We start from the raw sequence: 25,536 nt of genomic DNA, 5'->3' as shown, positions 1-25,536 counted from the left end.
ACTTACAATTTGTTGATTTTAAATAAAACCGGTGCTGCATTGTTGACCAGATTGATCAGGTAGGGGTGCCCACTGATATCGATCGGGCTAATCTGCTTCACTTCGCCATCCAGTGCATAGCCACTCTGGTTAGCCCGCAAAACTTCAAATCGCATATTACCCTTGTTGATCAGTACATTGCCACGACAAGCATCCAGGCTACCCAGCTGCGGAATGAAATGGGTAAAATTGCCGCCTACGATCAGATCGGGCTTGCCATCGCGGTTTACATCTTCGCTTTGGATCGCATTCAAACAAGAGAATTGCGCCATATAGGGCAGCGCGACCAGCTTAAACCGCCCTTTTCCGTGATTCACCGCTATCCCCGACTGTAGGTAAGTTACCGATTTTTTCACAGCCGATTTAAGCAGTTCTTCCGGAAAGAGATCCTGCACGGTGAGCACTGCGTATTCCGAATGCTTGATACTCTTCTTTTTCAGGAAAGGAAATTGCGTTGTCATTTCGCGTTTCAGCAGGATAGGAAGGTCTTTATTATTAACGGTTTTGGAAATGATCTTTTCAATGGTTCCGTTTTTATTGAAATCATTAATCCAGATTTTAAGCGGAGCATCCGCTGTTGCTTTAAGCGAAAAATTCTCGCCGATGTTTCCCAAAACCAGGTCCTGATCGCCATCCCCATCGAAATCACCCGCTTTTAGCGAACCCCAGAAACCGGCATAAGCTTCCAGGCCGGTCGTGATCTTTTTGAAATTGCCACCCGAAAATTTGAATGCGACGGGAGCCATCCAATCTCCCACAATGAGCAGCTCTTTCTGCCCGTCGCCGTCGATATCCACCCAAGATGCATCGCGCACCATACCCACTTTGACTAGTTCGGGCGCCATCGTTTTGGCAACGTCTTTGAAGTTACCTCTCCCATCGTTCTGATAGATGTAGCTCGACGGGCTCGAACCGTATTCGCGCGGAACACTCCGGCTCCCCACAAAAAGATCGAGGTCGCCATCACGGTCGTAATCTTCCGCCGCAATGACCGCGGTATTCATGGCATTGGGTGGCAATGCACGATTATTGAGTGTAAAAATGCCTTTTCCGTCGTTCAGATAAAGCCGGGTGGGTAAATCAGGGCTGGACACCAGGCTTTCATTTCCGCCGCTTCCAACTGCCAGATCGCGATCGCCATCGCCGTCTGCATCGAAAAACAACGCAGCCGTGTCCTCAAAGCCCGCCAGATCGCTGAATATTCTTTGCGGCGATTTTACAAACCGGCCGCCCTTTTGGAAATATAATTGCCCCCCTTGTCCTTTGCCTCCGCAAACGTAAATATCATCGAGCCCGTCTCCGTTCACATCGCCGATTGCCGCCTTCGGCCCTTCCTGCGAAAGCATAATAGGGATATTCCTTTCATTATAAAAGTCTTCATACCGGTTCTCCTGATGAGCGCCAAGCCCCATTTCAGACGCCCGGAGAAGTAATGTAGGCCGGCTGACAATCAGTCGATCAGGCTCGGACGCGGCGTCCTTGATCGAAAACGCGTACGTTGTATCCACCATCAAATTAGTATTACGAGTTATTTTCCGATTTGGCCAGACAATACGGATAGAATCGATCGTTTTAATTTCCCCCAGACCGATAGTCAGCGGGTATTCGGTGCTTGACTGAAAACCACGAGCAGGATTTAACTGCTTGCTGAAAATTTCGTTTCCGGCATAAACTTCAATTTTAGAACCGATCGCGTAAGTATTTTTCCCTTCGCCGGTAAGCTTGAATTTTATATAATGATGGTTTGCTTTATGCGTTTCAGATTTGTTCCGATACACAAAGCAGGTTTGATTCACATTGTTTACCACCAGATCGAGGTCACCGTCGTTATCCAAATCACCATAGCAAGCACCATTTGAAAAAGATTTGGCACTAAAACCAAATTCCGCCCCCCGCTCCCTAAAGTGCAGATTTCCCTCGTTGTGAAAAAAATTGTTCGCAATTGGATTGGAAGGCATTCTGGCAATTATATCCCGCATATGTTGCCGTTCGCCCGACAACACCATCTTTTGGGTCACTTCATTTGCAAAAAAGTCAATGAAGTCCTGATCGATTACATCATGTAAAATTCCATTACTAATATATATGTCAGTTTTGGAATCATTGTCAGCATCAAACATCAATGCCCCCCAACTCCAGTCGCTTGCAGCCAGCCCGGAGTAATGAGCAATTTCACTAAACGTACCATCCTGATTATTGAATTGGAGGCTATTCTGCATGAATTGATTATAAAAACCCTTCTCCTTTTTCAAGTTGGAGATATAGTGGTTCTCAAAAGATGTAGTCGTCCTGAGCCTGTATTCGTCCAGTGGAAGCATATCCGTCACAAAAATCTCCGGATAGCCATCATTATTGATATCGGCCATATCAGCTCCCATAGAGGCCATGCTGGTGTGCTTGATCCTGCTTTCCAACTCCTCCGAGAATGTCCCATTCTTTTGATTGATGTAGAGATAGTCTCTTTCAAAAAAGTCATTAGAGATATAGATATCAGGATAGCTATCCCCATTCACATCACCCACGGTTACACCCAATCCGAAACCAATTAGACTGCCATATATTCCAGCGTCCTCACTTACATCTGTAAATTTCCCGTTGTCGTTTCGTAGCAACTTATCGCCACCACCTTTCAGGTAGTCTTTTACCGGCCAGTCCTTCGCTCTTCGCGTTCGATTGTTGGCATAGTTGAGGGTATTGACTGGAATAAAACTGTTATTCAAAATATAAGCATCCAGATCCCCGTCCAGGTCGTAGTCGAAAAAGGCGGCATGCGTCGTATAACCCATTTCATTAAGGCCGTATTTTTCCGCGGACTCGGTGAAGGTCAAATCCCCATTATTGATATAAAGCGTATTTCCCTGCTTGTTGACAAATTTCCGGTACCCCGCGTTGCATACATAGATATCAAGCAGCCCGTCCGCGTTAATATCTACCATCACAACTCCCGTACTCCACTTTGAAGGCTCCGCAACCCCTGCCTTTTTGGTAACATCTTCAAACTTCCAGTCACCTTTATTTAGATATAGTTTATTTTCACCCATGTTTGCAGTAAAGTAAATATCTTGCAAACCATCATTATTAATGTCGCCAATTGCTACTCCTCCCCCGTTGTAAAAATTACGGTAATTAAAAATGTTAATTTCCTCCGTATCTTTTATCGAGTTTTCGAAATCAATTCCCGTCTCTGACTTCGGCAACAACTCAAAAAGTGCTTTATCGTTTTGTTCTTTGCAGGAAACCATTACCATGGCAAAAACCAGGATCGTTGGTGTGAGGGACCTGTTTGACAGATGCATAAAAAACCGGAATGCCATTGAAAATAACAGATGTTATCAAAAATTAAACTATTGGAAGTCTTTCCATTCCATATCGAGAAACAAAACATTTGGCTTCTTAAATATGATCCAGCCATTAATATCCAAAAGATTTTTACTCAATTCAAAGCCGTCATATTTTCCACATTTTCCATCGACTTTCATAATCAGCTTCTCTTGGGTCAATTGTGTTATTTCTATTAAGCCACTAGACATCATGTAGCCCTCACCTGTTCTGTTTTGCGCATCAATGATTTTACCGATCATGACGCGGCAATTATTTCGGTTGGTTTCCGACACTTCGTACTTTACAGGAAATTGTTTGTACCAAGATGGACTGTAAAACCCTAGCATGATTTGGCCTTCAAACTGATCGGAAATATTAAGACCAAGACGGTTTTTCTCCAAATGAATGTTTCCCTCGAACAAACTCTCATTAGAATAAAACTCTTTACCCGCTATCTCGATGAGGGCCTTCGCTTGGTTTTTTTTTAAAGCACCAAATACCTGTTCTTCATCAGGCGCACTTTTGAAGTTATTACTACATGAAGCATTTAAAATCAAAACTATAAGTATACTTAAACGTACTAGCTGAATCCTCATATGTATAAAAATGAAAGCAAAAATACTCACAAGGGAGTATTTTTGCTTTGTAAGATTACTAATCTGGTCGACTTCGTTTATACTAATTATAACCTGGATTTTGATTCAAATTCGGATTAGAAATAATGGCAGTGGATGGGATTGGGAAAAGCACTGTATGCGGCTCCTTGACAACTACCCCTTCACCATTTGTGTACTTCTCAAATCTTACTTCTACAGTCCTTTTGCCTCCCTCCCAGTACATTTCTCTTCCGATTTCATCAAAAAGGCTATCTAATGTCAAGGCACTCAGGGCTTTTGCACCTCTTGCAGTTCTAAGATCGTTAATCAATTTCAATGCCCCTGCAACATCACCACTTCTAAACATCGCTTCTGCCTTCGCGAGGTATACTTCTGCATAACGAAGCAAAATGTATTCGCCCGCAGTTGCCGGATGATATTTTATGACGCGAATACCTTTTTCCGTAGCTGCGCCGGTAAGTGGAACATCTCTCGTAAACACCAACGGTTTTTGTGACCTGGTGTCGATCACATCCTGAATCTTGATCTTGCCTGCAGCATCCTTCACATAAACCCCATCGGCATCTTTAACCGGCCCTCTTTGTTGCCCAATCAAAAAACCCTTTCCCAGCCAAGAGTATTGAGAACCATCCTCCGTCGGCTTCACACCTTTCCGGCTATCACCCTCCTCAAATTTATCGTAAAAATCCGCGAGGGTCGTAAATCCATTCCATCCGCTGGGATCTTGGCTGTAATGCAGCGTCATCATCCAACGGTTTTCCGGCGTTCCTTCGATACTGACAAAAATCACCTCCGAAGCCGCAGTTTTTGAAAAGTTATTAAAATAATCCTTTTCAAGAGCATAGCCATCGGCCGCAACTGCGTCGGCATACTTAATAACTTTTTCCATATCTGCCTTCTCGAAAGTGTACGGACCTTCGGGCTTGGCAGATTTATAAACTGCTTTATTGAGGTACAACCTAGCCAACAATGTATTTGCGGCAGCCTTCGATGCGACACCATTTGTTGGAGAAGGCCCCCGCTTTGATAAGTTGGGAAGCGCCTCTTCCAGGTCCTTTACGATAAAGTCGAATGCTTCTGACCGCGTCAATACCTTCGGGTTGACATCCACTGCATCCGATACGTTCCTGAACGGTACTTGGCCCCAGAAATCCATAACATGGAACATGTGAAATGCTCTCAAAAATTTAGCTTCGGCCGCTTGAGCCGGCGTCGGGTTCGATGCAATAATTTCGGTTGCCTTGTAAGCGCGCTGGTTCAGCAAATTCCACGTCTCTCTAATTGCCTGATGAGTAGCGTCCCAGGAGTGAGAATCCAACGTCCTCCATACCCCGTTATCTCCCCAGTCAACTCCCCGGGTCGGTGGGATCATTTCCGCCGATGTGTGTTCGCCAAGGGCATATATATTATTTTGATCGGGATATGTGCCAAGGTCTTTGTAAGCTGACACCAACAAAATTGCGGGGTCACCAGGAGTAAAACCGGAACCTGTTGCTTGGAGAATGGAATCTTTTTCTTCCGTAACCAAGTCGGTACAAGAGGCAAAGGACAGAGCTGCAATACCGACAAGTACTAATTTATATTTTTTACTTTTCATAAGAATCGACATTAGAATGAGATGTTAGCACCAATAGTCCACGTTCTGGCCCTTGGATAAGAAGTGTAATCGATTCCAAAGGAAGGAATGTCGTTCAACTGTTTGTTTGTACTTACTTCTGGATCCTGCCCACTGTATTTAGTGAATACCAGCAAATTCTGACCCGTAATATACAACCTTAGGTTTGAGAAAATTTTATTCCCTGACAACGCCGGCAACCGATAACCTAGCGTCAGGTTTTGCAACCGAACAAAGTCCCCTTTTTCCAAGAAACGTGTTGAAACATCCGGATTATTTGAACCGCTCTCTCCATTTCCTATCACATCTTTCGTCACATTACGTCCACCTTGGAACGAACCGGCAGTAAAAAAAGCATTGGCAGTATTGGAGTAAATATAGTTGCCGAACACACCGTTGAAAAACAGACTTAGGTCGAAGTTCTTATATCTCAAATTATTAGTTAAACCACCGGTAACTTTCGGCAGGGGGCTTTTTCCATTTTGAAATTTTTGAACATCGCCCGAGGGAGGAACGATATTGATTCCATTCTCATCAAAGCCTACAAAATCTCTGACGAAGAAAGCGAACAACGGTTGACCTTCTGCGATGCGCTGGGCAAATGCGCCCGAAAGCCCTTGGCCGTTAATCTCACCTGTATCGTAGGTGCCTTTCAAGTTCTTCACAAGGTTCTTGTTGTAAGCAACATTAAATAGAACCTCCCAGGAAAAATCCTTTTGATCCACGACCGCCGCGTTAAGGCTCAACTCTACTCCCCTATTGAGAATATCCGTATCAAGATTGGACCATGTAAATGGAGTAGACGCTGGTTGAGCTGCAACAACTTTAAATAAGAGATCACTTGTATGCTTCTCATAAAAGTCAATACTTCCGGACAATCTGCTTTTCAGAACCGCAAAGTCGAGACCTATATTAAGTGCTTTCGTAGTTTCCCATTTCAAGTCAGGGTTTCTAAACGAAACATCATTAACTCCGCCACCGTTGATGTCGCCACTCGTATTAAATGACCAGTCCCCGTATCGCTTTCTCAGGTCATACAAGTTATGAGGAATCTCCTGATTACCTGTTATACCATACCCCACTCGCAACGCCAGGTCGGTGAATACCTCTTTGGGCGCGAAACTCTCCTCTATCAACTTCCATTTAAAGGCTCCTGATGGGAAGTAACCGTATTTATTATTTCCCCCGAACTTGGTGGAACCGTCCACACGAAGCGTACCGGTAAACAAATATTTATTGCTGAAACCCAAGTTGACACGCCCAAAATATGACTGCAATTCATCCTTGGTTGACGATGAATTTTGGATCAGTGTTCCGTCTTTCCCGCTGACAACGGAAGCAAGGTTGTTAATCATCAAATCCAGGTCACTGGTTTGAAAATTATATGCTGCAACATTCTTGGTAGCCTTCTCGAAGCTCTGGTAAGAATATCCCGCCACTGCATTCAAAGACATCGAACCAAACTCCTTATCGTAAGTAAAGTAGTTTTCCCACAATCTGTTGTTTGTTTCTATATCCCGCACATAAGCACGGCCCTTGCCGGCGTTTCCTTCGATAATCAAGTCTCTTGAATATGCCGATTTCCTGCTGGAAAATGATTGATCGAAACCGAGAACCGTTTTGAATTTCAACCCTTTCAAGATTTCCAGTTCCGCATTGATGTTACCCAACGCACGTAATGTATTGGTGTTGTCCCTGGACATATTCAGGAACGCTAACGGGTTGGGTTCAGTCTGGCCGGGTTGGTAATATTTACCATCTTTCATGATGGGATTAGTGGGATTGGTTTTGATCATCCCCCCCGAGTAAGTCCCCCGTAAACCCTGAATTTTCAGAAATGGGCACCCCCTTGTCCTGCGTATTTGCTAAATTAAGATTACTCCCAATGGTAAGACGATCCTGAATAAACTTTTTAGTGCCGTTAAATCCTATACTATATCTTTTTATCCCTGACTTCTCAATTATCCCGTTCTGGTTGAGGTATCCAAGGGAAAAACGATAATTCCCACTCGCATCTCCCCCTCCATAGGAAAGGTTATGCTGATTAGTAAATGCAGTCCTTAGCAACTCTTTCTGCCAGTCGGTTGAGCCGCCCGCGTTCTGACCACCTGCAGCCACGTACTCCTCGGCAGAAAGCAAGTCATATTTCTTTGTTATTGTACTCACCCCCAGTGAATAGCCGTAGTCTAACGTACCTTTCCCTTTACCTCTTTTGGTTGTTATCAGTACAACCCCGTTTGCTCCCCTCGAACCATAAATCGCCGTAGCCGATGCATCCTTGAGAATGTCCATACTTGCAATATCATCTGGATTCAGAAAATTCAGCGGGTTTTTTGCGGCCTGCCGACCTACTCCCGCCGCGTCGCCTCCCCCGGACACATCATCCCCACTTAAGGGTACACCGTCTATTACAAATAACGGGTTATTCCCCCCCCCTTACCGATGTCGTCCCCCTGATTCTGACATTAATCCCACCACCCGGCTCACCGCTCGACTGGGTGATTTGCACCCCCGCCACACGGCCCTGCATTAATTGTTCCGGTGAAGTGACGATGCCTTTCTGAAAGTCTTTCGTGCCCAACGCAGAAACTGCACCGGTTGCATCTTTTTTCTTCACGGTACCATAACCCACTACTACTACTTCTTCCAGGGCCTTAATGTCTTCAGAAAGTACCACATCTACCACCGACTTGTTTCCAACCGGAACGTCCTTACTCTCATAACCAATCGCACTGAATGTCAACGTCGCGTTAGCCGGAACACTGATCTGATAGTTTCCTTCCACATCGGTATTTGTTCCCTTCGTGGTACCTTTTACCGTAATTGTTACACCGGGAATACCGCCGGTTTTAGGATCTGTAACCTTACCGGACACGTTAATGTCCTGGGCGGCCACTTCTCCGCTCATACCCATTATGGCGATCAACAAGGCAAAAATTCCAACTTTTAGATAGAATGGTCTTGACTTGGCGCGGGGAACAGGTGTACCCGGGAGGTCATGCTGACGAAGTACATGAAAGGATAAATTCATCATAGGTTAGATATAATTAGGTCTGTAAGTAGGAAATGTTGTATCATTTTGACATCCTTCTCATACCTTGTTCGAAAAATACCTCTGATATCTCAAAAAGGGCATTTATGATGAATTTTAGTATGAAAAAATGTAAATTTTACGCCACACCTCGTACAAAATAATATAAATAATTTGGATAATACAATAACCAAACCAGCTATAAATAGCACCAGAAACAATTTTCTTTCAAGACCAGGTTATATATCCGTTTTAAGTCCAAATCGCATATTTGAGAAGTACAAATACACCCGCTTTCTGACGGTGGTTTTAATCAATATTTAATCCTTGCGGCCTACTTCATGAATATTTTGCTGGAATTCCTTACGCGTTGTGCGTAACTTTGAATCCGTTATTTTCCCCAGTTAATTGCATTTATGACATCCCCGTCTCCAGTATCAGATGCAGATCTGAGTTTGCTTGCACAACGCCTTGAGGGTGACCTGTTTTTCGACAATACCATGCGGACGTTATATGCAACAGACGCGTCCGCCTACCGCGAAATGCCGCTGGCCGTAGCGATCCCCAAATCGATCGGCGATCTCAAAGCGCTCATTTCATATGCCACGGAAAAGAAAGTTTCCCTCATTCCACGTACCGCAGGCACTTCGCTGGCAGGCCAGGTTGTCGGTAACGGTATAGTAGTAGACGTTTCGAAAAATTTCAATAAAATACTCGAAATAAATGCGGAAGAGCGCTGGGTACGCGTACAGCCGGGCGTCGTACGCGACGAGCTGAATATGGCCCTCAAACCGTACGGACTGTATTTCGGCCCGGAAACGTCGACGGCAAACCGCGCGATGATCGGCGGAATGGTGGGTAACAACTCCTGCGGCTCCAACTCCATCGTATACGGGAGTACGCGTGAACATCTGCTGGAAGTAAAGGCGATCCTGGCGGACGGCAGCGATGCGGAATTCAAAAATGTAAGCAGCAATGAATTGCAGGCTATTCTGGACAATGCCCGCCGGAAGAACGGGAGCGCATCGCTTCTTGATAAAATATATCTTAAAACGGACGCGATCCTGGCCTCTCCCGAAAACCAGGCCGAAATCCGCAGGAATTTCCCCAAGCCGTCGGTAGAGCGCCGCAATACCGGTTATGCGCTCGATATGCTGCTCAATATGGAGCCTTACACGACTGGCACGGGTTCGGAAAGACCTTTCAATATGTGCAGCCTGATCGCCGGGTCGGAAGGTACGCTCTGTTTTCTCACTGAAATCAAGGTAAACCTGGTGCCGCTGCCGCCGAAAACACAGGGGCTCGTGTGCGTACATTGCAACACCATCGACGAGGCGCTGCGGGCGACGATCCTGACCCTCAAATACGGTCCTCACGCTGTGGAGCTCATCGACGAGTACGTGCTCGAATGCGCCGCTACCAATCCCGAGCAGCGCAAAAACGCGTTTTTCGTTAAGAACAAGCCCGATGGCACTTTTCCGGCCATTCTGGTAGTCGACCTTTCGAGGGAAACCAAAGAGGAAGTAGAGCAACTTGCCGCCGAAATGGAGAAGGAGCTGAAAGCTGCGGGAATGGGTTTCCACTATCCGTTACTTTTCGGCGATGATACCAAAAAGATATGGACGCTTCGGAAAGCCGGCCTCGGATTGCTGGCCAATATTCCGGGCGACGAGAAAGCGGTAGCGGTAATCGAGGACACGGCGATCGACGTCTACGACCAGCCGGAATATATCCGCGAATTCAACGAAATCCTGAAAAAACACGGCATGTCGGCCGTGCATTATGCACACGCGGGCTCGGGTGAGCTGCATTTGCGGCCCATTATTAACCTGAAAACCGCCGAAGGGCACCGCCAGTTCAGAATGATCGCAGAGGAAATCGCGGATTTGGTGAAAAAATATGACGGCTCGCTCTCAGGCGAGCATGGCGACGGACGCCTGCGGGGGGAATTTATCCCAAAAATGGTAGGCCAGCATAACTACCAGCTATTCAAGGATCTCAAAAAAACCTGGGACCCCAACAACATTTTCAATCCGGGGAAGATCGTGGACACGGCGCCGATGGATACTTTCCTGCGCTATGAACCCGACCAGAAAACACCCGAATTCAAAACGAACTTCCGGTTCCACGACCAGAATATCCTGCAACATGCCGAGCAATGCAACGGCTCGGGCGACTGCCGGAAGACGCACTTGAGCGGCGGCACGATGTGCCCGAGCTTCATGGCAACCCGGAACGAAAAGGACACCACACGCGCCCGCGCGAACATCCTGCGCGAAATGCTCACGCGCTCGCCCAAGGAAAACCGCTTCGACAACAAGGAAATCAAGGAGGTTTACGACTTGTGCCTGGCTTGCAAGGGCTGCAAAGGCGAATGCCCGTCGAATGTGGACGTCGCGAAGCTGAAAATGGAGTTTTTGCAGCAATACCATGATGCCAACGGCATTCCCGTACGCTCATGGCTCGTGGGTAATTTCTCGAAAATGACCGGTATTGCCAGCTATGTTCCGTGGGCTTATAACCTGATCTTCAAGAACGCCCCGCTCCGGAAAATCGCCAACACGATCGTGGGCTTCCACCCTGATCGCACAATGCCGCTGTTGCATGGCACAACGTTGAAAAAATGGTACGATCAGCGGAAGAAAAGCGCCCCGAAATCGGCGCGGAAGGTGTATTTGTTCTGCGACGAGTTTACCAATTATAATGATGTGGAAATTGGTAAAACCGCCATTCTCGCGCTGGAAAAGCTGGGTTATGAGGTGACTATCCCCAATCACGGCCCTTCCGGCCGGCCGCAGCTTTCCAAAGGACTGCTAAGGGATGCGAAGAAAATCGCGGAGGAGAATATCCGTCTGTTGAAAGACATTGTCTCGCACGACACCCCGCTGGTAGGTATCGAGCCGTCGGCAATCCTTACGTTCCGCGATGAATACCCCGACCTGGTCAGCGACGAATTGCTCGAAGATGCCAAGATGATCGCCCAGAACGCCTTGCAGTTCGACGAATTTATCGCCCGTGAAATCGAGCTGAAAAACATTTCGAAAAACCAGTTTACCAAAGAAAAACGGCTCATCAAGCTGCACGGGCATTGCCAGCAAAAAGCCATTTCGAGTGTGATACCGACCAAAAAAATGCTTTCACTGCCCGAAAATTATACCGTGCAGCTCATTCCTTCGGGATGCTGCGGCATGGCGGGTTCATTCGGCTACGAAAAGGAGCATTTCGACATTTCGATGCAGATCGGCGAGCTGGTACTCTTCCCGACGGTCCGTCAGCAGCCCGAAGAAGTGATTATCGCCGCCCCCGGCACCAGTTGCCGCCATCAGATCCACGACGGAACCGGCCGTAAAGCGCTTCATCCGGCGGAAATCCTTTGGAATGCATTGATTTAAAATACATTGAAATAAAATACGAATGGCCGGCAGCGTTGATTTGCCGGCCATTCGTTTTAATTGGAGATAAACGGCGCTTTTCGCAGCCAGGTATCGTCCGTAAGCTGGTCGATCATGAACCCGGCAATATCGGCCGCGTCGATTTTCCCTCCCGGCGAATCGGCAGCGCTTACCTTCACTTCGGCACGGCTCCCGGTAAATTCAATGTACGGAACCCGCACCATGATCCATTCCGCATGGCTGCCCGCCAGAATCGAGTAAGATCGCTGGCGATCTTCATGGATGGCAGGGAATGTAGTCCGCATCCATTCCGTAGCCTTGGCGGTTTCGGTACCTTTCCGGTCGGTCGGCGTATCCACATTTAAACCAGCCAATACTATATACCGCACCGGCCGGTCGCCTATCGCATTCAGGATATTGACGCTCGCCCGGCTAGCCACCAAAGGTTCGTCTTTTCGCTGGCCTACTGTACTTACGACGGCATCGCAGCCCCTGATCAGCTGTTCCACGACACCCTCATCCAGCACATCTCCCTGCACGATCTCGATCAAAGGGCTGATAATTGTGAAATTCTCCGGATGCCGGAGCAGCAGTTTCAAGGAATAACCTTTTTCAATAAGCTGGTTGACAAGATATTGGCCTGTGCGTCCTCCGCCGCCAATCACGGCTATTTTTTGTATTCTTTTCATTTCTCTCTGATAAAAATTGGGATGTAGCAAACTATTCCGGACGAAGAACCCGGAGTTCACAGAAGAGCATAGCTCGATTCTGTTGTGGAGGTGATATTTTATCAGGAGATTTTAATAGGTTAAAGATAAGCTGCTGGACGGGAGATATGCAAAATTACCTCAAATAAAATACCCACTTTTTGGGAATGAATTCCTAAAAAGTCTATGTTTTTTAGGAATACATTCCCAAAAAGTTGTAAATTTGGGTAAACGTGATGTCGCTATGATCAGACGAACCCTTCAAACCGCACTTGAAAAGAAGCTGTATGATGGTAAAGCTATCATCTTAACAGGCGCCAGACAAGTGGGAAAAACCACCTTGCTACAAACCCTGTTCAGTAATTCCGATGACACCATCTGGCTAAACGGTGACGAAGCCGATGTGCGGGCATTATTTGACAACGCTACCTCCACACGATTTAAAAATCTGTTCGCCGGGAAGAAAAACATCGTCATCGACGAAGCCCAACGTATTTCCGACATCGGCGTAAAATTAAAACTGATAACCGATCATATTCCCGGGATACAACTGGTGGCTACCGGAAGCTCTTCTTTTGAACTCGCCAATAAAATCAACGAACCACTGACCGGCCGGAAATGGGAGTACAGAATGTTCCCGCTTTCATTCGGTGAAATGGTAAATCATCACGGACTGATCGAAGAAAGACGGTTACTGCCACAGAGATTGCTTTACGGCTACTATCCCGACATTGTTAACCACCCTGGTGAGGAAAAGGATATTTTGAAGCAACTTTCGGACAGCTATCTGTACAAAGACATCCTCACCTGGGAAAACATTCAGAAACCGGAAAAGCTTCTACGCCTTTTGCAAGCACTGGCATTTCAGGTAGGATCGCAGGTTTCTTTCAATGAACTTGGAACGATGTGCGGCCTTGACAACAAGACGGTTGAAAAGTACATTAATCTACTCGAACAGGTTTTTATCATTTTCCGTCTCGGTTCGTTTAGCCGGAATTTGCGGAACGAACTTAAAAGCAGCCGCAAAATTTACTTTTACGACAACGGCATCCGGAACGCACTGATAGCCAATTTCAGCCAACCCGAGCTGCGAACCGATATCGGAGCATTGTGGGAAAACTTCATTATCTCCGAGCGGATGAAGTTTATCAACTATAACGGGATTTGGGCAAACCAATATTACTGGCGTACCAAAGAGCAAAATGAGATCGACTATCTGGAAGATATCGATGGTCAGTTGCATGCCTACGAATTCAAATGGAATCCCAATGCCAGGGTTTCGGCGTCCAAAACATTCGTTAATGCATATCCCGACAGCCAGTTCAAAGTCGTGAGCCCGGCTAACTTCGACGAATTCATCCTTTAATCCTTCCCCCAGCCGATATTCATCGTAGTTCCGATCCGAAACGCGGTGCTCTTGTACTTAAACCCTTCGAAACTGTTGGCCACCTCTACACGTAACGGGAAACGGATGCCGATGTCGAGGCCATAACCCAGTTCGGCGTAATTATCCGAGTCGGGGGTTGCGAGGTAATGGAGGAAGAAATTCTCTTTGACACCCAAAATGCGGAACCAGGGAATTTGGGTCAACAGGAACTGGCGAAGTTCGCTGAGGACGTGTGCTTCAAAAAACCTTTTGGAAGTGCTGTATTTGTAATAATCCAGCATGCGGAATGTGCCGACAGGGTCGCCGAGCTGGAAGAAGAAACGGTTCCCGGCAAAATGCTGATAGTCGGGAAACTGAACGCTGTCGCTACGGAGGGAACTGCCTACGGCCAGCTTATAGCGTAATTTGCTGCGAATGCCGGTTTCGAAGCCGTGTTCGATACCGATCCGTACAAAATCGTAGTCGACATCGCTGCCGAACGCTTTGCGGATACCCTTGCGGTAACCGACGGAAAACTTCGGCGAATCGTCGTCGTAATAGGACGTTTTTCCGCCGCGCGTGCGGTACTTTTGCCAGGGTTTGTAAGAGGCCGAAATCCCCACCGTCAGTGCTTGATGCGGCTGCATCGGCGGAGGCACCGCGGCGTCGGTTTTGTTTTCCGCATTATCAGGCACATTGGACGTAAACTCCCGCCCTTTCCAGTCAATCCATCGGTAGGGTGAAGTCTTTTCGAGATTAGGCAGTGCCGCACGGTCGGCGTATTCGATGCTGGCTTTTATTTCAAAATGATCGTTTTCCCGGCTGTTCTTAAAATCGATGCGAAAAAAGTCTTTTTGATATTCTTTGATAAAATTCTGCTCTAAAAACAGCGTCGTGAATGTGTTCAGCAACGGATGCATCGGGCTTTCGCCATTAAACTGCGCAATGCCCCGGCCTCCCGAAACGCTGATCGAATTGCGTGCCCAGCTATAATCGCCCACGCCGGTAACCAGCAACTTATTGCGACCAAACGAATAGCGTGTCAGCCCTCCTATGGACCAATCATGACCACTCCTGACCATACCTGACTTCCCGCTCGCGTCACCAGCAGCCCCCCCTGCTCCCGCCCGAATGCCGCAATTTCAATCCCGCGCCGTTCAGCACCAGCCCCTCCACCGTGTTCACCTGCACACCCGGCAACGGACCGGTGTAATCCAGCCGGAACGGACTTTCCTTGCCCAACCGGAAATGATGCCCCGTTAGTAAATCCCCGAAGCTAAAATGGCTGCCTTTCTTCGCTTTGGTCGTGTCCCTTTTGCTGGTTTTCAAACTATCCTTTTGTTTTTCTGACCCTTCGTTGATGATCACCAGGCTGTCCAGCCGCGTATAACTTTTCACCTCCGCCACGGTAAGCGGAACCGTCCGCAACGAGTCCCAGAAAGCCATACTCCGTTTGTTGGCCATCGAATCGATCTGCGTCGAATCCTGTCGGCTCATTTTCAGATCGATATCTTCCCCCTTCTTTTTCTTTTCTTTAAGATCCTGCTTTTCGTACTCCTTCATCATTTTGCGCAGGTTTTTGGCCGAAAACTCCTTCTGCCTGCTCACGACTTCCTCCATGCGCTGCGTCCTGATCTCACGACCGCTCAACCTGACTTTTTTCGCTTCCTCTGCATATTTCTTATCGTCGATCACAACGATATCCGGTTTGAATGCCGGGTTGATTTTCACGTTCGTGAACGACTGTGAAATCACGAAATCACCTTTTCCTTTGAACCCATAAATCCCTCCCTGCACGTGGAACTGCTGGTTAACCGGCATCCATACACCCTGTACCGGGCTGTAAACCTGCTTGATATCAATCCGGAAACCGGTATTAACCGTCTGCAAATCGAGGCTATAAATGCTCCATTCGCCCTCGATGATCTGGATCGTGCCGCGGTATACGCCCTCGCCCCAATTGCGGGGCGTTACCTTAATTTTGTTGACCTCGATGCCGTTTTCGCGGAATGCGCCGAGGTATTCGAATTTATAATAGGCGAACGCACGCGGCGAAAGCGGCGACACGGCCTTTACTACTTCGGGCTGGTAAAAACTGGCAAGCAGGTACATATTCGGATCGGCCATATTCTTGTCCATGCTGCTCCGCGTCGCGATTACCCGCTGTTTGTACACATTAGGCTGCCGGAACGTCACTTCGGAAACTGTCTCGTTCAGCATCGGAACGCCCTTTTTGAAGTTGGCTTCCGTATTGCTCGGTGCCACTACGAGAACAGGCCTCTTATCTTTTTTAACCAATGCCTTAATAGCCTGCACCAAAGTGGTCGTCTTCCCGGTTCCCGGAGGTCCGTGCACAATGGCGAGCTCGCGGGCGGAAAGGATATTCCGCACCGCGCGTTGCTGCGACGGGTTCAGTTTCGGAATATCAACAGGGTAAATGTCTTCCTCCAATGAAGGCGCTATTTGTCCCGTTAATACTTTGATCAAATGCCCTTCTTTATCCGACGACACGAGCGAATCCGCCGTTTTCAACGCCGATTGCATTTCGTCGTAACTGTTGTCATCGAAAAGCAGATCGATCCCCAGCTTGCCGTCGCGCGACCATTCGGGCAGTTCGTCGGTGCGCAATGTAATTTTCAGACGGTTACCGCTCTGGTGCGAGATTACGCCTTCCACGCGGTCTTTTTGAGGTTCGTGGTTACTGAAAAGTACAGCGGGCATTCCGAACCGCAACTGGTGCGGCACATCCTGATGCGTGGTGCGTTCCACTTCCACGGTGAGGTAATCGCCCCGGCTCATTTCCTGGCCGCGGATCGCAATCGGGTACCACGCCAGTCCGTTGGCGCGGCGTTCGGAAACGGAAGACCGTTCGATCAATCGCTGGTACGATTGCTTGTCTTCCTCTCTTTCTATTTTGAGTAATTCGAGTAGTCGCTTGAAGTAATCCATTTACAAATTAAATAAACCGGGCTCTCAATGCATCACGCCGGCGTCCGCACCCTGCTGCACATCCACTTTGTTGGTGATAAATCTCCTGCCGATTACCAGTATTATCAGTGCCAGCGTAGCCGAACCGGCCATAGCCGACACCATCGGGATCATCGAAGGTTCTTCGAACAAACTGATCGCGATGGAAATCAGTGTGCCCGCACCCATTTGAAATGCGCCCATCAACGCCGACGCGCTGCCCGCATTACGCGTGAACGGCGCGAGCGACAGCGCGGCCGCGTTCGGATAGGTGTAGCCCACGCAGCAGAGAAAGAGGAACAGAAATACGAGTGTGGAAGTGAGCGTCAGCGCGTCGTTCAATGCCGCGGCGAGGAATGTAAGACCAATTACGGCCTGGCAAATCAGCGCCACATTCACAATCTGCTCGCTGCTGAATCGCCTCAGCATGAGCGTATTCACTTGCCCCGAGCCGATGAAACCGACGGACAAAAACGCAAAGATCCAGCCATACACTTTCCCATCGATATGAAATACCTCCATAAAGACGATGGGCGAGCCCGAGACGTAGGCGAACAGCCCGGCGAATGCTACGGCGCCGGTGATGGCGTAAGTATAAAACTGCGGCTCGCGGAGCACTTCCAGGAAGTTCGCAATGATCGGCCCCGGTTTCAGCGAAAGCGTTTTGTCGGGCTTGTAGCTATCGGGCAGCCATAATGCAGTGGCCGCGAAAATGGCTACACCCATGATCGTCAATATCATAAACACCGCGTGCCAGCCGAAAGCGTCGGTCACGTAACCACCCAATGTCGGGGCGATCATCGGTGAAAAACCGACGACCAGTAACAATAGCGAAAACACTTTCGCATTCTCGCTCACCGGAAAAAGATCGCGTACCATCGCCACCGACGCGACAGTCGCCGCACAGCTCCCGATGGCCTGGATGATGCGTAACACGATCAACTGGTCTACACTGGTAGCCACGGCACACCCCGCCGACGCGAGAATGTATACCGCCAGACCGATGAAGAGCGGTTTTTTCCGCCCGAAACGATCGAGCAACGGCCCATAAAGTAATTGGCCAAGCGATATCCCGACGAAATAGCCGGACAAAGTCTGCGATACTTTCGCGGCGGTCGTATTCAGGTCACGTGCGATTGCCGGGAAGCCGGGCAGGTACATATCGATCGAAAAAGGCCCAAGCGCGGTCAGGCTCCCCAGAATGAGGATCAGAAAAAAGTAAGTCTTTTTGGACATGGGATTTTGTGGTGTGGGGAAATTCGGTGTCTGGTTAACACCGATCGGCGCCGGGAGGTTCGGAAGAAAACAATTTTAACGACGGGAAACTACAATCCCGCGCCCGCAAAAAAGGCCCCGGCAAATGTGCCGGAGCCCGCTTTTATTTTCATGGCAACAGACCGAAGATCATGCTGCTACCCAGTTCAGTTTTTTCTGGACTTCCTTTTCGCTTTCGCTTACCACGTAAGGAACCTTGTTTTTCAGGTAAATAATACAACCCTGTCCTTTCTTGTTGGGCATTATTTTCAGAACGTCGTCTTTATGGATGATAATATTGATGAGATTTTGCCCAAGCAATTTGAATGTACCCTTCTGTACCATGTCTTTCTTTGAATTGAAAAAGTTAATACTTATGCAATTCCACTGATCGAATTTCCGGACTTTCGGTAGAGCAGGAAGTAATCCTTCGAAATCAGGAAAAAACCAAGGTCGGTCCTATTACACAATTGTAGAAAATCAGCCACTTCTCTCTGTGCTTCCGATTCAGATCTGGCACCTGTAACCGTAAGTACTGCGCCGGGTTTCAAACTTCTCGCTGGGTTGTTACCTAATGTCGCTACCATAGTTATATCCGATTAAAGAGTTAGTCTTCGTGTGAAATTGTTTTCGGGAAGCAGCTATTAAAAAGACATGCCAGTTTCGCAGGCACAACTTACGTATAAGGATATTCCAGGAAGGCCTACGGGGTAACTTTTACGGAATATAGGAATACAAATGATTGACTACAAGCGTTTTGCAAATTTGTGCAAAAAATTTACAGGAATTATCGAAATAGTCGCATCGAAAATACCGGCGTTGTCCATTTTTGAGGAAGTACGATCAACACGATCACGCCTGGCCGCTTCGGAGAAGCTACCAGTTTATAGCCGACACGGTTCCCCGAAGGTGCCTGGCTCCGGCGGAGCCTCCTTTCATGATATTGTCTCGCATGCAGGAGGCTTCTACGGAGCCCGACGATTGTATAATCCACTTGGTGCTAAAACAGGCCGTTTCTCCGAAGCTGGTCAAAATAGTATCGCTTCAAATGTATCCGGCTTCACGAAGTCCCTGCTTGGGAGTGTGCCGCTTCGCGAGAGATACCCGCTTCAATGAACCCGTGTTGTCGAGAACGTTTCCTTCGTACAATGCCCGGCTTCGGAGCCCTTGTTTATAGCCGACACAGTCCCCTAAGGTGTCCGGGCCCCGGCCGAGCCTTCTGCGTAACAACGGCACGGATTTTGCTAACCACTCTTTTTCAAACTGAAAGAGAAATATGAGAGCAATATGGTCCGGGGCAATCGGGTTTGGCCTCGTTAATATTCCTGTGAAACTTTTCAGCGCCGTCCAGGCCAGCGAGCTCGACCTCGATATGCTGGACAAAAAAGACCACGCCAACATCCATTTCCAGCGCGTAAACGCCAATACCGGCCGCGAGGTCAAATGGGAAAATATCGTGCGCGGATACAAGGTGGACGACAACTATGTGGTGCTCGACGAATCCGATTTCGAAAAGGCCAGTCCCGAGAAGTCGAAAATCATCGAGATCGCCGAGTTTGTCGATGAAAAGGATATCGACAGTATTTATTATGAGACTCCCTATTACCTGCAACCGGAAAAATCGGGGGTGAAGCCATACGCGCTTCTGCGGGACGCCCTCAAAAAAACCGGCAAATGCGGGCTGGGAACCTACGTCCTGAGAAACCGGGAAAGTCTGGTGCTCATCAAGCCGCAAGACCAGCTCTTGATATTGAACAAGATCCGTTTCGCGGAAGAAATCCGGGATACCGACGAGCTGAATATCCCCGATGTAAAGATCAAACCCGCCGAAATGAATATGGCCGTGCAGTTGATCGAGCAGCTTACCACCGATTTCGATATTACCCGCTACAAGGATACTTACAATGAAAAGTTGCTGAAACTGATCATGGCCAAAGCCAAAGGCAAGAAACCCGCTGCTAGCAAAATGAAGATCGTACACTCGAAAAGCCGCGATCTGATGGCGCAGTTGAAGGAAAGCCTGGCCGCCCCTAAACGGAAAGCATCATGAAAAAGAAAGTGGAAATTACCCATCCGGAGAAAATATACTGGCCCGACGAGCACATTACAAAAGGCGAGCTCACCGACTATTACCGCAATGTCGCACCCTATATTTTACCCTACATGAAAAACCGGCCGCTATCTCTGCGCCGGCAGCCCAACGGCGTCAAGGACGAGGGCTTTTTCCAGAAAGATGCCGGTGATTCGGTGCCGGAATGGATGAAGACGTTCGAAATTCTGGCCGAGTCGACGGGAAAGATGGTGAATTATTACGTCGCAAACGACGTCGAAAGCCTGCTGTACATCGCCAACCTCGGCTGCATTGAAATGAATCCCTGGAATTCGACCATCAACAAGCTCGACAACCCGGATTACGTGGTGATGGACATCGACCCTTCGGACAAGAATACCTTCGACGACGTTATCGATGTAGCGCTGACGATCAAGGAATTGCTCGACGAAATGGGTGCTGAGGGCTTTTGCAAAACCTCCGGCGCGAGCGGCATGCATGTTTACATTCCGTTCGGAAAGAAATACAATTACGATCAGGCGCGCGACTTCGCCGAATTGGTCGCGCATATGGTTACCGAGCGATTGCCCGGGCTAACCACCCTGGAACGATCGCTTTCCAAACGTAAGAAAAACCAGATTTACGTCGATTACCTGCAAAATCGCATCGGTCAGACCCTCGCCTGCGCGTACAGCGCCCGTCCCAAACCCGGCGCGACGGTTTCCGCTCCGCTCGAATGGAGCGAGGTGCAGCACGGCCTCAGTCCAAGGGATTTTACGATCAAAAATATTTTCGAAAGGCTCGACAAGAAGGGCGACCTTTTTAAAGGTGTGCTGGGCAAGGGCATTAATCTGGATAAAATATTACAAAAGCTGTCGGTAACTACTCAGGATTAGGAGATGATTTGAAGGTATGTTTAATTTAACCCTTCAAAACCAAATCCGATACCATGCGCCTGACCCCTGCTCAAAAAAATCCCGGCATCGCATTGCTGCTGGTGACCCTGCTCGCCCCTTTACTTTTGCTGAACGGCTGCTCCCCGGAAAAGAAAGAGGAGGCCTCCGCTGATTCGGCCAAACGCCCCGTCGTGATCGGCTATGTGGGCGGTTTCCACGGCTTACTGAACACCGGCAACATCGACGCCAAAATGCTGACGCACATTAACTACGCATTCGTGGATATCAAGAATGGCAAGGCATTTTTGACCAATGAAAAAACGGACACGACCAATTTCCGCCAGCTCAATCTCCTTAAAACCGACAACCCCGACCTGAAAATCCTGATTTCGATCGGCGGCTGGGCGTGGAGCGAGAACTTCTCCGATGCTGTCTTGACCGACTCGTCGCGAAAGGTATTCGCCAAAAGCAGCGTCGAGATCATCAAAAAATACAATCTCGACGGCGTGGATATCGATTGGGAATACCCGGGACTGCCGGGTGAAGAAGGCAATGTTTTCCGCCCGGAGGACAAACAGAATTATACCGAAATGTTCCACGCGATCCGCAACGAGCTGGATTTGCTGGAAGAGGAAACCGGCAAGAAAAAATTGCTGACCACCGCCGTGGCTGGCTGGGTGGAGTTTTTGAACGCGACCGAAATGGGCAAAGCTCAGAAATACCTGGATTATGTAAATCTGATGACCTACGACCTTTTCCAGGGCGACACGGCGGTTCACCACGCGAGTTTATATCCTTCGAATATTTACAAAACTGCCAAATCGGTGGATAATGCCGTCAAAGGATTCCACGCAGCGGGTGTGCCGATGGGAAAACTGGTTGTAGGACTGCCATTTTACGGCCGGATGTTCACGGTCGCGAAACTGGATAAGGGACTCGGCCAGAAACAGATCAGGCAGCAGTATATCGATGGCTATACTTATATCAAAGACAGTTTGGTGAATAAAAAAGGATATAAGGAGTATCGCGACACCGTGGCCAGGGCGCCTTATCTGCTCAATGCCGAAACCGGCGACGTGCTGAGTTACGACGACGAGGAGTCGGTACGGGAAAAGTGCAAATACGTACTGGCCAACAAGCTGGCCGGGGTGATGTTCTGGGAATATGATTCCGATCCCAAGAAATACCTGCTCAACGAGATCGACAAGTCGCTGAAATAACACCTGCCCGCCAGGGCCGGAAAACCCGGTTGGAGAAATGGGGAGTGCCGTGCACTGCCCATTTTTGTTTCAGAAGAGCGTCCAGTTGGCTATTTCATGGTAGCCTTCGGCCAGTTCGCCCATACGGAAACGGTTCACATACTCGTGTGCATAGCGGGTGGGCTCGGGGAGGCGGTGTTTACCGGTGCATTTGAATGCGAGTGTGAGGCTGTCTTCCAGGCTCATCTGATGTCCCGGAGATATGAATACCGGTTTTACGTTGTCCTTAGTCCTTACGGCGTAGCCAATTACCTCTCCTTTGTCGGTCACTGGTGTGTATTCACCTTTGGCAACTCCCGGCTCCGCGTACTGGCCGGCCAGTTTCTTTTTCGCGCAACCCATCGTAACCGTCCCCGTGAGTATGCCGAAATGCGATGCGATGCCCATTCGCCGGGCGTGTAAGATGCCGTTTCCGTCGAACATGACCAGATGGGGTTTCACCGGCATTTGTTCGAATGCTCTCAGGATGGCCGGGATTTCGCGGAACGCCAGGTAACCCGGCACGTAGGGAAAGATCGTGCTGCTCCTGACAAGCGAATAGGCAATGGGGCGCAATTCGGGATAACTGAGGACTACCAGGCCGGCATACACGGTTTCGCTGTAAAGGGCAAGGGAAATATCGGCACCGGCCACGGTTTTAATTTCGCCCCGGAATGGTTCCAGCTTCCAGATGGCTGCGCAGTTGCTGCTGGATGAGCGTCGCTTCGCCGATCGTCAGCTGGTCGTAATTCAGCTCGGGAGTGATAACCATCCGGTTTAATGAGTCTGGCATGATATTCGTGGATGTAGGCCAAAGTTAATTACTCCGCATATTAAAAAACCGCACCACCTTCATGGAACAAACCTCCGTCAGGCGCCAATGGGCTAACTGGAAATTCATTACGTTCATCGTCATTCTCATTGCCATCTTTATCAAATTTTATGTGCTTGACGAGCACGACGAGAACGCAGCCGTCACCGTCGAGCTGGATCTTCCGAGGATCGCATTGCGGAACCAGCAGGAGGTGGCCGCAATTCTGGGCAAAGGAAAGCTGCTTAATTACTATAAGGACCAAAAGGCCGGCTGCGAGCACTGCCCGAGCGTGAGCTACCGCGACGGGAAAGTAGAAGTTATTTACATCAACGAAATCGCCGACCAGATCCGGCTGAACGGCCTTTCCGACTATGCATTCGAAGACCGCGTTATCCTCGGCTTGCTGAACCTCACCGAAAGCATCGCCCCGAACATCGACAAAGACGGTGTAAAAACGTGGGACAATTACCAGAAATATACCCAGATCACCGCCTTTTCCAGGGACGGCCGGGTCGATTACATCCTTATTAAAAGCAAGACCGAATGACCCTATCGTGCCGCCCTGCGGCCCACGCTCGCCAGCATCGCGTACCCTAATATCCCCGACAAGACCGAGCCGGTGAGAATCGAGAACTTAGCTTCCGACAGAATGAGGTGCTCTCCTGGGAACGACAGCAATGCGATAAAAACCGACATCGTAAAACCGATTCCTCCCAGCATCCCGACCCCAACAATGTGCGACCAATTCGCCCCGCCGGGCATGCTGCTAATGCCGAGCTTTACTGTCAGCCAGGAAAGCAAGCTGATACCTAGCGGCTTTCCTATCACAAGTCCCAGGATGATACCCAACCCCAGCGTCGTCGTCAAGCCTTCCAGCATTCCCGCTTCGAAAGTGATGTTGGTATTCGATAAGGCAAAGACCGGCATAATCACAAAGTTCACCGGCTTCATAAGCACATGTTCCAGCTTTTCCAGAGGCGACTCCTGCGCGTCGGGCGTGGTCGGGATCGCGAAAGCCGTGAGCACGCCGGCAATCGTAGCGTGTACGCCCGAATGGTGAATGAAATACCAGATAAACAGCCCGGGCACCAGGTACGCCGCAATGTTTTTGACACCGGCACGATTCATGGCCAGCAGAACCGCGAAAATCGCAGCGGCATACATCAGATAAGTGTAATGCAGCTCGGAGGAATAGAAGATCGCGATGACAAGGATTGCCATCAGGTCGTCGACGATCGCGAGTGCGGCCAGGAAGATTTTGAGCGAAGACGGCACCTTGCTACCAAGCATCGTAATGATGGCAATCGCGAAGGCAATGTCGGTCGCCATGGGAATACCCCATCCAGCGGCGGTGTCCGTGTTGTTATTGAGTAAAAAATAGATGGCGGCGGGTGCCAGCACACCGCCCAACGCCGCGAATATCGGTAGTGCGGCTTTCTTGAAGGACGAGAGCTCTCCTTCCACCAGCTCCCGTTTGATTTCCAACCCCACCAACAGGAAGAAAACGGCCATCAGCCCGTCGTTGATCCAGAGCAACAACGGATAACGGAGATGAATGCCCTCCGTATGGACGCCGAGTTCGGTATTCAGCAGGTTTTGAAACGCGCCGGCAGCCGGCGAATTGGCGACGATCAGCGAAATGATCACGCAAACGATCAGAATTATGCCACCCAACGATTCCGATTGCACAAATTCCCTGAAAGGTTTGAGGTTGATAAGTTTAGCCATGCAGGCAATATAGTAAATCCAGCGAAAACGCCATTTGAGCAAATATTGTACTTTTCAAATAAAAATCAGATCATTAACAGGCTATTCATATTCGAATATTTCAAAACACATTAAACAACAAAAATCTAATAAATCACTCATCATCAATAAAAACCACCTATATAACCGTTCGATCACTCATTAAATAAATACATTGTCATCCATAAAATACTATTTACATTTGCATTATCAAATAAGACAAAGGCAAGAACAAAAAATATTACAGCTATGAAAACATTGATCACGACCTTCGTTACAGCTATCGCACTGACCAGCTCCGTTGCATTTGCAGACGACAATAAATCAGCCAATACAATTAAAAACGCGCTGCCAGCCTCCACTCCGGTGATCGAGACGCCGGCGCCACCGAAAACGACAAAAGTAGACCCGTATACCCATACGCCAGCTCAAAAAGCAGCCATCGTGGGGCTCAAAACAACAAAATAGATGTTAATAAAAATT

At 48.6% G+C, this 25,536-nt stretch carries 21 protein-coding genes; 7 read left to right on the top strand and 14 right to left on the bottom strand.

The window, feature by feature from the left end; all coding sequences use genetic code 11:
* Positions 1-2 precede the first annotated feature (2 nt).
* From ABV298_RS18015 to ABV298_RS17990, 6 genes are all read right to left on the bottom strand, one after another.
* The gene (locus tag ABV298_RS18015) at positions 3-3,281 is read right to left on the bottom strand and encodes a VCBS repeat-containing protein (RefSeq protein WP_353723206.1); all 3,279 of its coding nucleotides are present in this window, start codon (positions 3,279-3,281) and stop codon (positions 3-5) included.
* A 102-nt stretch (positions 3,282-3,383) separates the two neighbouring features.
* A complete protein-coding gene (locus tag ABV298_RS18010; RefSeq protein WP_353717573.1) occupies positions 3,384-3,956 on the bottom strand; it encodes a hypothetical protein in 573 nt (190 codons plus the stop codon).
* 82 nt (positions 3,957-4,038) lie between these two features.
* Positions 4,039-5,574: a RagB/SusD family nutrient uptake outer membrane protein gene (locus tag ABV298_RS18005; RefSeq protein ID WP_353717572.1), complete on the bottom strand. Its 1,536-nt coding sequence runs from the start codon at positions 5,572-5,574 to the stop codon at positions 4,039-4,041.
* 11 nt (positions 5,575-5,585) lie between these two features.
* Positions 5,586-7,358 (bottom strand): hypothetical protein, encoded by a 1,773-nt coding sequence (locus ABV298_RS18000; RefSeq protein ID WP_353717571.1) that lies wholly within the window; start codon positions 7,356-7,358, stop codon positions 5,586-5,588.
* Between the two features lie 7 nt (positions 7,359-7,365).
* The gene (locus ABV298_RS17995) at positions 7,366-7,971 is read right to left on the bottom strand and encodes a TonB-dependent receptor plug domain-containing protein (protein ID WP_353717570.1); all 606 of its coding nucleotides are present in this window, start codon (positions 7,969-7,971) and stop codon (positions 7,366-7,368) included.
* Positions 7,972-8,014: 43 nt separating this feature from the next.
* The gene (locus ABV298_RS17990; protein ID WP_353717569.1) at positions 8,015-8,626 is read right to left on the bottom strand and encodes a carboxypeptidase-like regulatory domain-containing protein; all 612 of its coding nucleotides are present in this window, start codon (positions 8,624-8,626) and stop codon (positions 8,015-8,017) included.
* Positions 8,627-9,039: 413 nt separating this feature from the next.
* Between ABV298_RS17990 and ABV298_RS17985 the strand changes: the two genes are divergently transcribed.
* Positions 9,040-12,015, top strand: coding sequence for an FAD-linked oxidase C-terminal domain-containing protein (locus ABV298_RS17985; RefSeq protein WP_353717568.1), 2,976 nt, complete (start codon positions 9,040-9,042; stop codon positions 12,013-12,015).
* 56 nt (positions 12,016-12,071) lie between these two features.
* Here ABV298_RS17985 and ABV298_RS17980 read toward each other — a convergent pair whose 3' ends face one another.
* Positions 12,072-12,704, bottom strand: a complete 633-nt coding sequence (locus tag ABV298_RS17980; protein WP_353717567.1) for an NAD(P)H-binding protein — start codon at positions 12,702-12,704, stop codon at positions 12,072-12,074.
* Positions 12,705-12,966: 262 nt separating this feature from the next.
* On the opposite strand from ABV298_RS17980, the gene ABV298_RS17975 reads away from it, so the two are divergent.
* Positions 12,967-14,088: an ATP-binding protein gene (locus ABV298_RS17975; protein ID WP_353717566.1), complete on the top strand. Its 1,122-nt coding sequence runs from the start codon at positions 12,967-12,969 to the stop codon at positions 14,086-14,088.
* On the opposite strand, the gene ABV298_RS17970 is transcribed toward ABV298_RS17975, so the two are convergent.
* The 4 genes from ABV298_RS17970 to ABV298_RS17955 all read right to left on the bottom strand — a co-directional run bounded on the left by ABV298_RS17970 (position 14,085) and on the right by ABV298_RS17955 (position 18,654).
* Positions 14,085-15,170 (bottom strand): DUF5686 family protein, encoded by a 1,086-nt coding sequence (locus ABV298_RS17970; RefSeq protein WP_353717565.1) that lies wholly within the window; start codon positions 15,168-15,170, stop codon positions 14,085-14,087. The two genes, ABV298_RS17975 and ABV298_RS17970, sit on opposite strands and share 4 nt — an antisense overlap.
* Before the next feature lie 19 nt (positions 15,171-15,189).
* Entirely contained in the window at positions 15,190-17,037 is a 1,848-nt protein-coding gene (locus tag ABV298_RS17965) for a DUF5686 family protein (protein ID WP_353717564.1), read from the bottom strand.
* Positions 17,038-17,061: 24 nt separating this feature from the next.
* Positions 17,062-18,291 (bottom strand): multidrug effflux MFS transporter, encoded by a 1,230-nt coding sequence (locus ABV298_RS17960; RefSeq protein WP_353717563.1) that lies wholly within the window; start codon positions 18,289-18,291, stop codon positions 17,062-17,064.
* Between the two features lie 168 nt (positions 18,292-18,459).
* Positions 18,460-18,654, bottom strand: a complete 195-nt coding sequence (locus tag ABV298_RS17955) for a hypothetical protein (RefSeq protein ID WP_353717562.1) — start codon at positions 18,652-18,654, stop codon at positions 18,460-18,462.
* Between the two features lie 931 nt (positions 18,655-19,585).
* Between ABV298_RS17955 and ABV298_RS17950 the strand changes: the two genes are divergently transcribed.
* From ABV298_RS17950 to ABV298_RS17940, 3 genes are read left to right on the top strand one after another with little or no spacing between them, the layout of a single operon-like run.
* On the top strand, positions 19,586-20,359 hold the full coding sequence (locus tag ABV298_RS17950; RefSeq protein ID WP_353717561.1) for a Ku protein: 774 nt from the start codon (positions 19,586-19,588) through the stop codon (positions 20,357-20,359).
* Positions 20,356-21,255, top strand: a complete 900-nt coding sequence (gene ligD, locus ABV298_RS17945) for a non-homologous end-joining DNA ligase (protein ID WP_353717560.1) — start codon at positions 20,356-20,358, stop codon at positions 21,253-21,255. The genes ABV298_RS17950 and ligD overlap by 4 nt, the downstream gene beginning before the upstream one ends.
* Before the next feature lie 53 nt (positions 21,256-21,308).
* A complete protein-coding gene (locus ABV298_RS17940; RefSeq protein ID WP_353717559.1) occupies positions 21,309-22,475 on the top strand; it encodes a glycoside hydrolase family 18 protein in 1,167 nt (388 codons plus the stop codon).
* A 69-nt stretch (positions 22,476-22,544) separates the two neighbouring features.
* On the opposite strand, the gene ABV298_RS17935 is transcribed toward ABV298_RS17940, so the two are convergent.
* Both ABV298_RS17935 and ABV298_RS17930 read right to left on the bottom strand, forming a co-directional pair.
* The gene (locus ABV298_RS17935) at positions 22,545-23,147 is read right to left on the bottom strand and encodes an endonuclease V (RefSeq protein ID WP_353717558.1); all 603 of its coding nucleotides are present in this window, start codon (positions 23,145-23,147) and stop codon (positions 22,545-22,547) included.
* 4 nt (positions 23,148-23,151) lie between these two features.
* The gene (locus tag ABV298_RS17930) at positions 23,152-23,286 is read right to left on the bottom strand and encodes a hypothetical protein (RefSeq protein WP_353717557.1); all 135 of its coding nucleotides are present in this window, start codon (positions 23,284-23,286) and stop codon (positions 23,152-23,154) included.
* Between the two features lie 61 nt (positions 23,287-23,347).
* Between ABV298_RS17930 and ABV298_RS17925 the strand changes: the two genes are divergently transcribed.
* The gene (locus ABV298_RS17925) at positions 23,348-23,854 is read left to right on the top strand and encodes a hypothetical protein (protein ID WP_353717556.1); all 507 of its coding nucleotides are present in this window, start codon (positions 23,348-23,350) and stop codon (positions 23,852-23,854) included.
* 2 nt (positions 23,855-23,856) lie between these two features.
* Here ABV298_RS17925 and nhaA read toward each other — a convergent pair whose 3' ends face one another.
* Entirely contained in the window at positions 23,857-25,035 is a 1,179-nt protein-coding gene (gene nhaA / locus ABV298_RS17920; RefSeq protein WP_353717555.1) for a Na+/H+ antiporter NhaA, read from the bottom strand.
* Between the two features lie 267 nt (positions 25,036-25,302).
* Between nhaA and ABV298_RS17915 the strand changes: the two genes are divergently transcribed.
* Complete coding sequence (locus tag ABV298_RS17915; protein ID WP_353717554.1) at positions 25,303-25,521, top strand: hypothetical protein; 219 nt, start codon at positions 25,303-25,305, stop codon at positions 25,519-25,521.
* Positions 25,522-25,536: the final 15 nt, after the last annotated feature.

The sequence above is a fragment of the Dyadobacter sp. 676 genome, assembly GCF_040448675.1.
Lineage (GTDB): Bacteria > Bacteroidota > Bacteroidia > Cytophagales > Spirosomataceae > Dyadobacter.
This window is presented reverse-complemented; position numbering and strand designations above follow the sequence as displayed.

Coding starts and splice junctions, on each gene's coding strand:
- ABV298_RS17985 (WP_353717568.1), top strand. CDS start 9,040: ATGACATCCCCGTCTCCAGTATCAGATGCAGATCTGAGTTTGCTTGCA.
- nhaA (WP_353717555.1), bottom strand. CDS start 25,035: ATGGCTAAACTTATCAACCTCAAACCTTTCAGGGAATTTGTGCAATCG.
- ligD (WP_353717560.1), top strand. CDS start 20,356: ATGAAAAAGAAAGTGGAAATTACCCATCCGGAGAAAATATACTGGCCC.
- ABV298_RS17950 (WP_353717561.1), top strand. CDS start 19,586: ATGAGAGCAATATGGTCCGGGGCAATCGGGTTTGGCCTCGTTAATATT.
- ABV298_RS17915 (WP_353717554.1), top strand. CDS start 25,303: ATGAAAACATTGATCACGACCTTCGTTACAGCTATCGCACTGACCAGC.
- ABV298_RS17990 (WP_353717569.1), bottom strand. CDS start 8,626: ATGATGAATTTATCCTTTCATGTACTTCGTCAGCATGACCTCCCGGGT.
- ABV298_RS17960 (WP_353717563.1), bottom strand. CDS start 18,291: ATGTCCAAAAAGACTTACTTTTTTCTGATCCTCATTCTGGGGAGCCTG.
- ABV298_RS17940 (WP_353717559.1), top strand. CDS start 21,309: ATGCGCCTGACCCCTGCTCAAAAAAATCCCGGCATCGCATTGCTGCTG.
- ABV298_RS17955 (WP_353717562.1), bottom strand. CDS start 18,654: ATGGTACAGAAGGGTACATTCAAATTGCTTGGGCAAAATCTCATCAAT.
- ABV298_RS18000 (WP_353717571.1), bottom strand. CDS start 7,358: ATGAAAGATGGTAAATATTACCAACCCGGCCAGACTGAACCCAACCCG.
- ABV298_RS17925 (WP_353717556.1), top strand. CDS start 23,348: ATGGAACAAACCTCCGTCAGGCGCCAATGGGCTAACTGGAAATTCATT.
- ABV298_RS17930 (WP_353717557.1), bottom strand. CDS start 23,286: ATGCCAGACTCATTAAACCGGATGGTTATCACTCCCGAGCTGAATTAC.
- ABV298_RS17965 (WP_353717564.1), bottom strand. CDS start 17,037: ATGGATTACTTCAAGCGACTACTCGAATTACTCAAAATAGAAAGAGAG.
- ABV298_RS18015 (WP_353723206.1), bottom strand. CDS start 3,281: ATGGTTTCCTGCAAAGAACAAAACGATAAAGCACTTTTTGAGTTGTTG.
- ABV298_RS17980 (WP_353717567.1), bottom strand. CDS start 12,704: ATGAAAAGAATACAAAAAATAGCCGTGATTGGCGGCGGAGGACGCACA.
- ABV298_RS18005 (WP_353717572.1), bottom strand. CDS start 5,574: ATGAAAAGTAAAAAATATAAATTAGTACTTGTCGGTATTGCAGCTCTG.
- ABV298_RS17970 (WP_353717565.1), bottom strand. CDS start 15,170: ATGGTCAGGAGTGGTCATGATTGGTCCATAGGAGGGCTGACACGCTAT.
- ABV298_RS18010 (WP_353717573.1), bottom strand. CDS start 3,956: ATGAGGATTCAGCTAGTACGTTTAAGTATACTTATAGTTTTGATTTTA.
- ABV298_RS17975 (WP_353717566.1), top strand. CDS start 12,967: ATGATCAGACGAACCCTTCAAACCGCACTTGAAAAGAAGCTGTATGAT.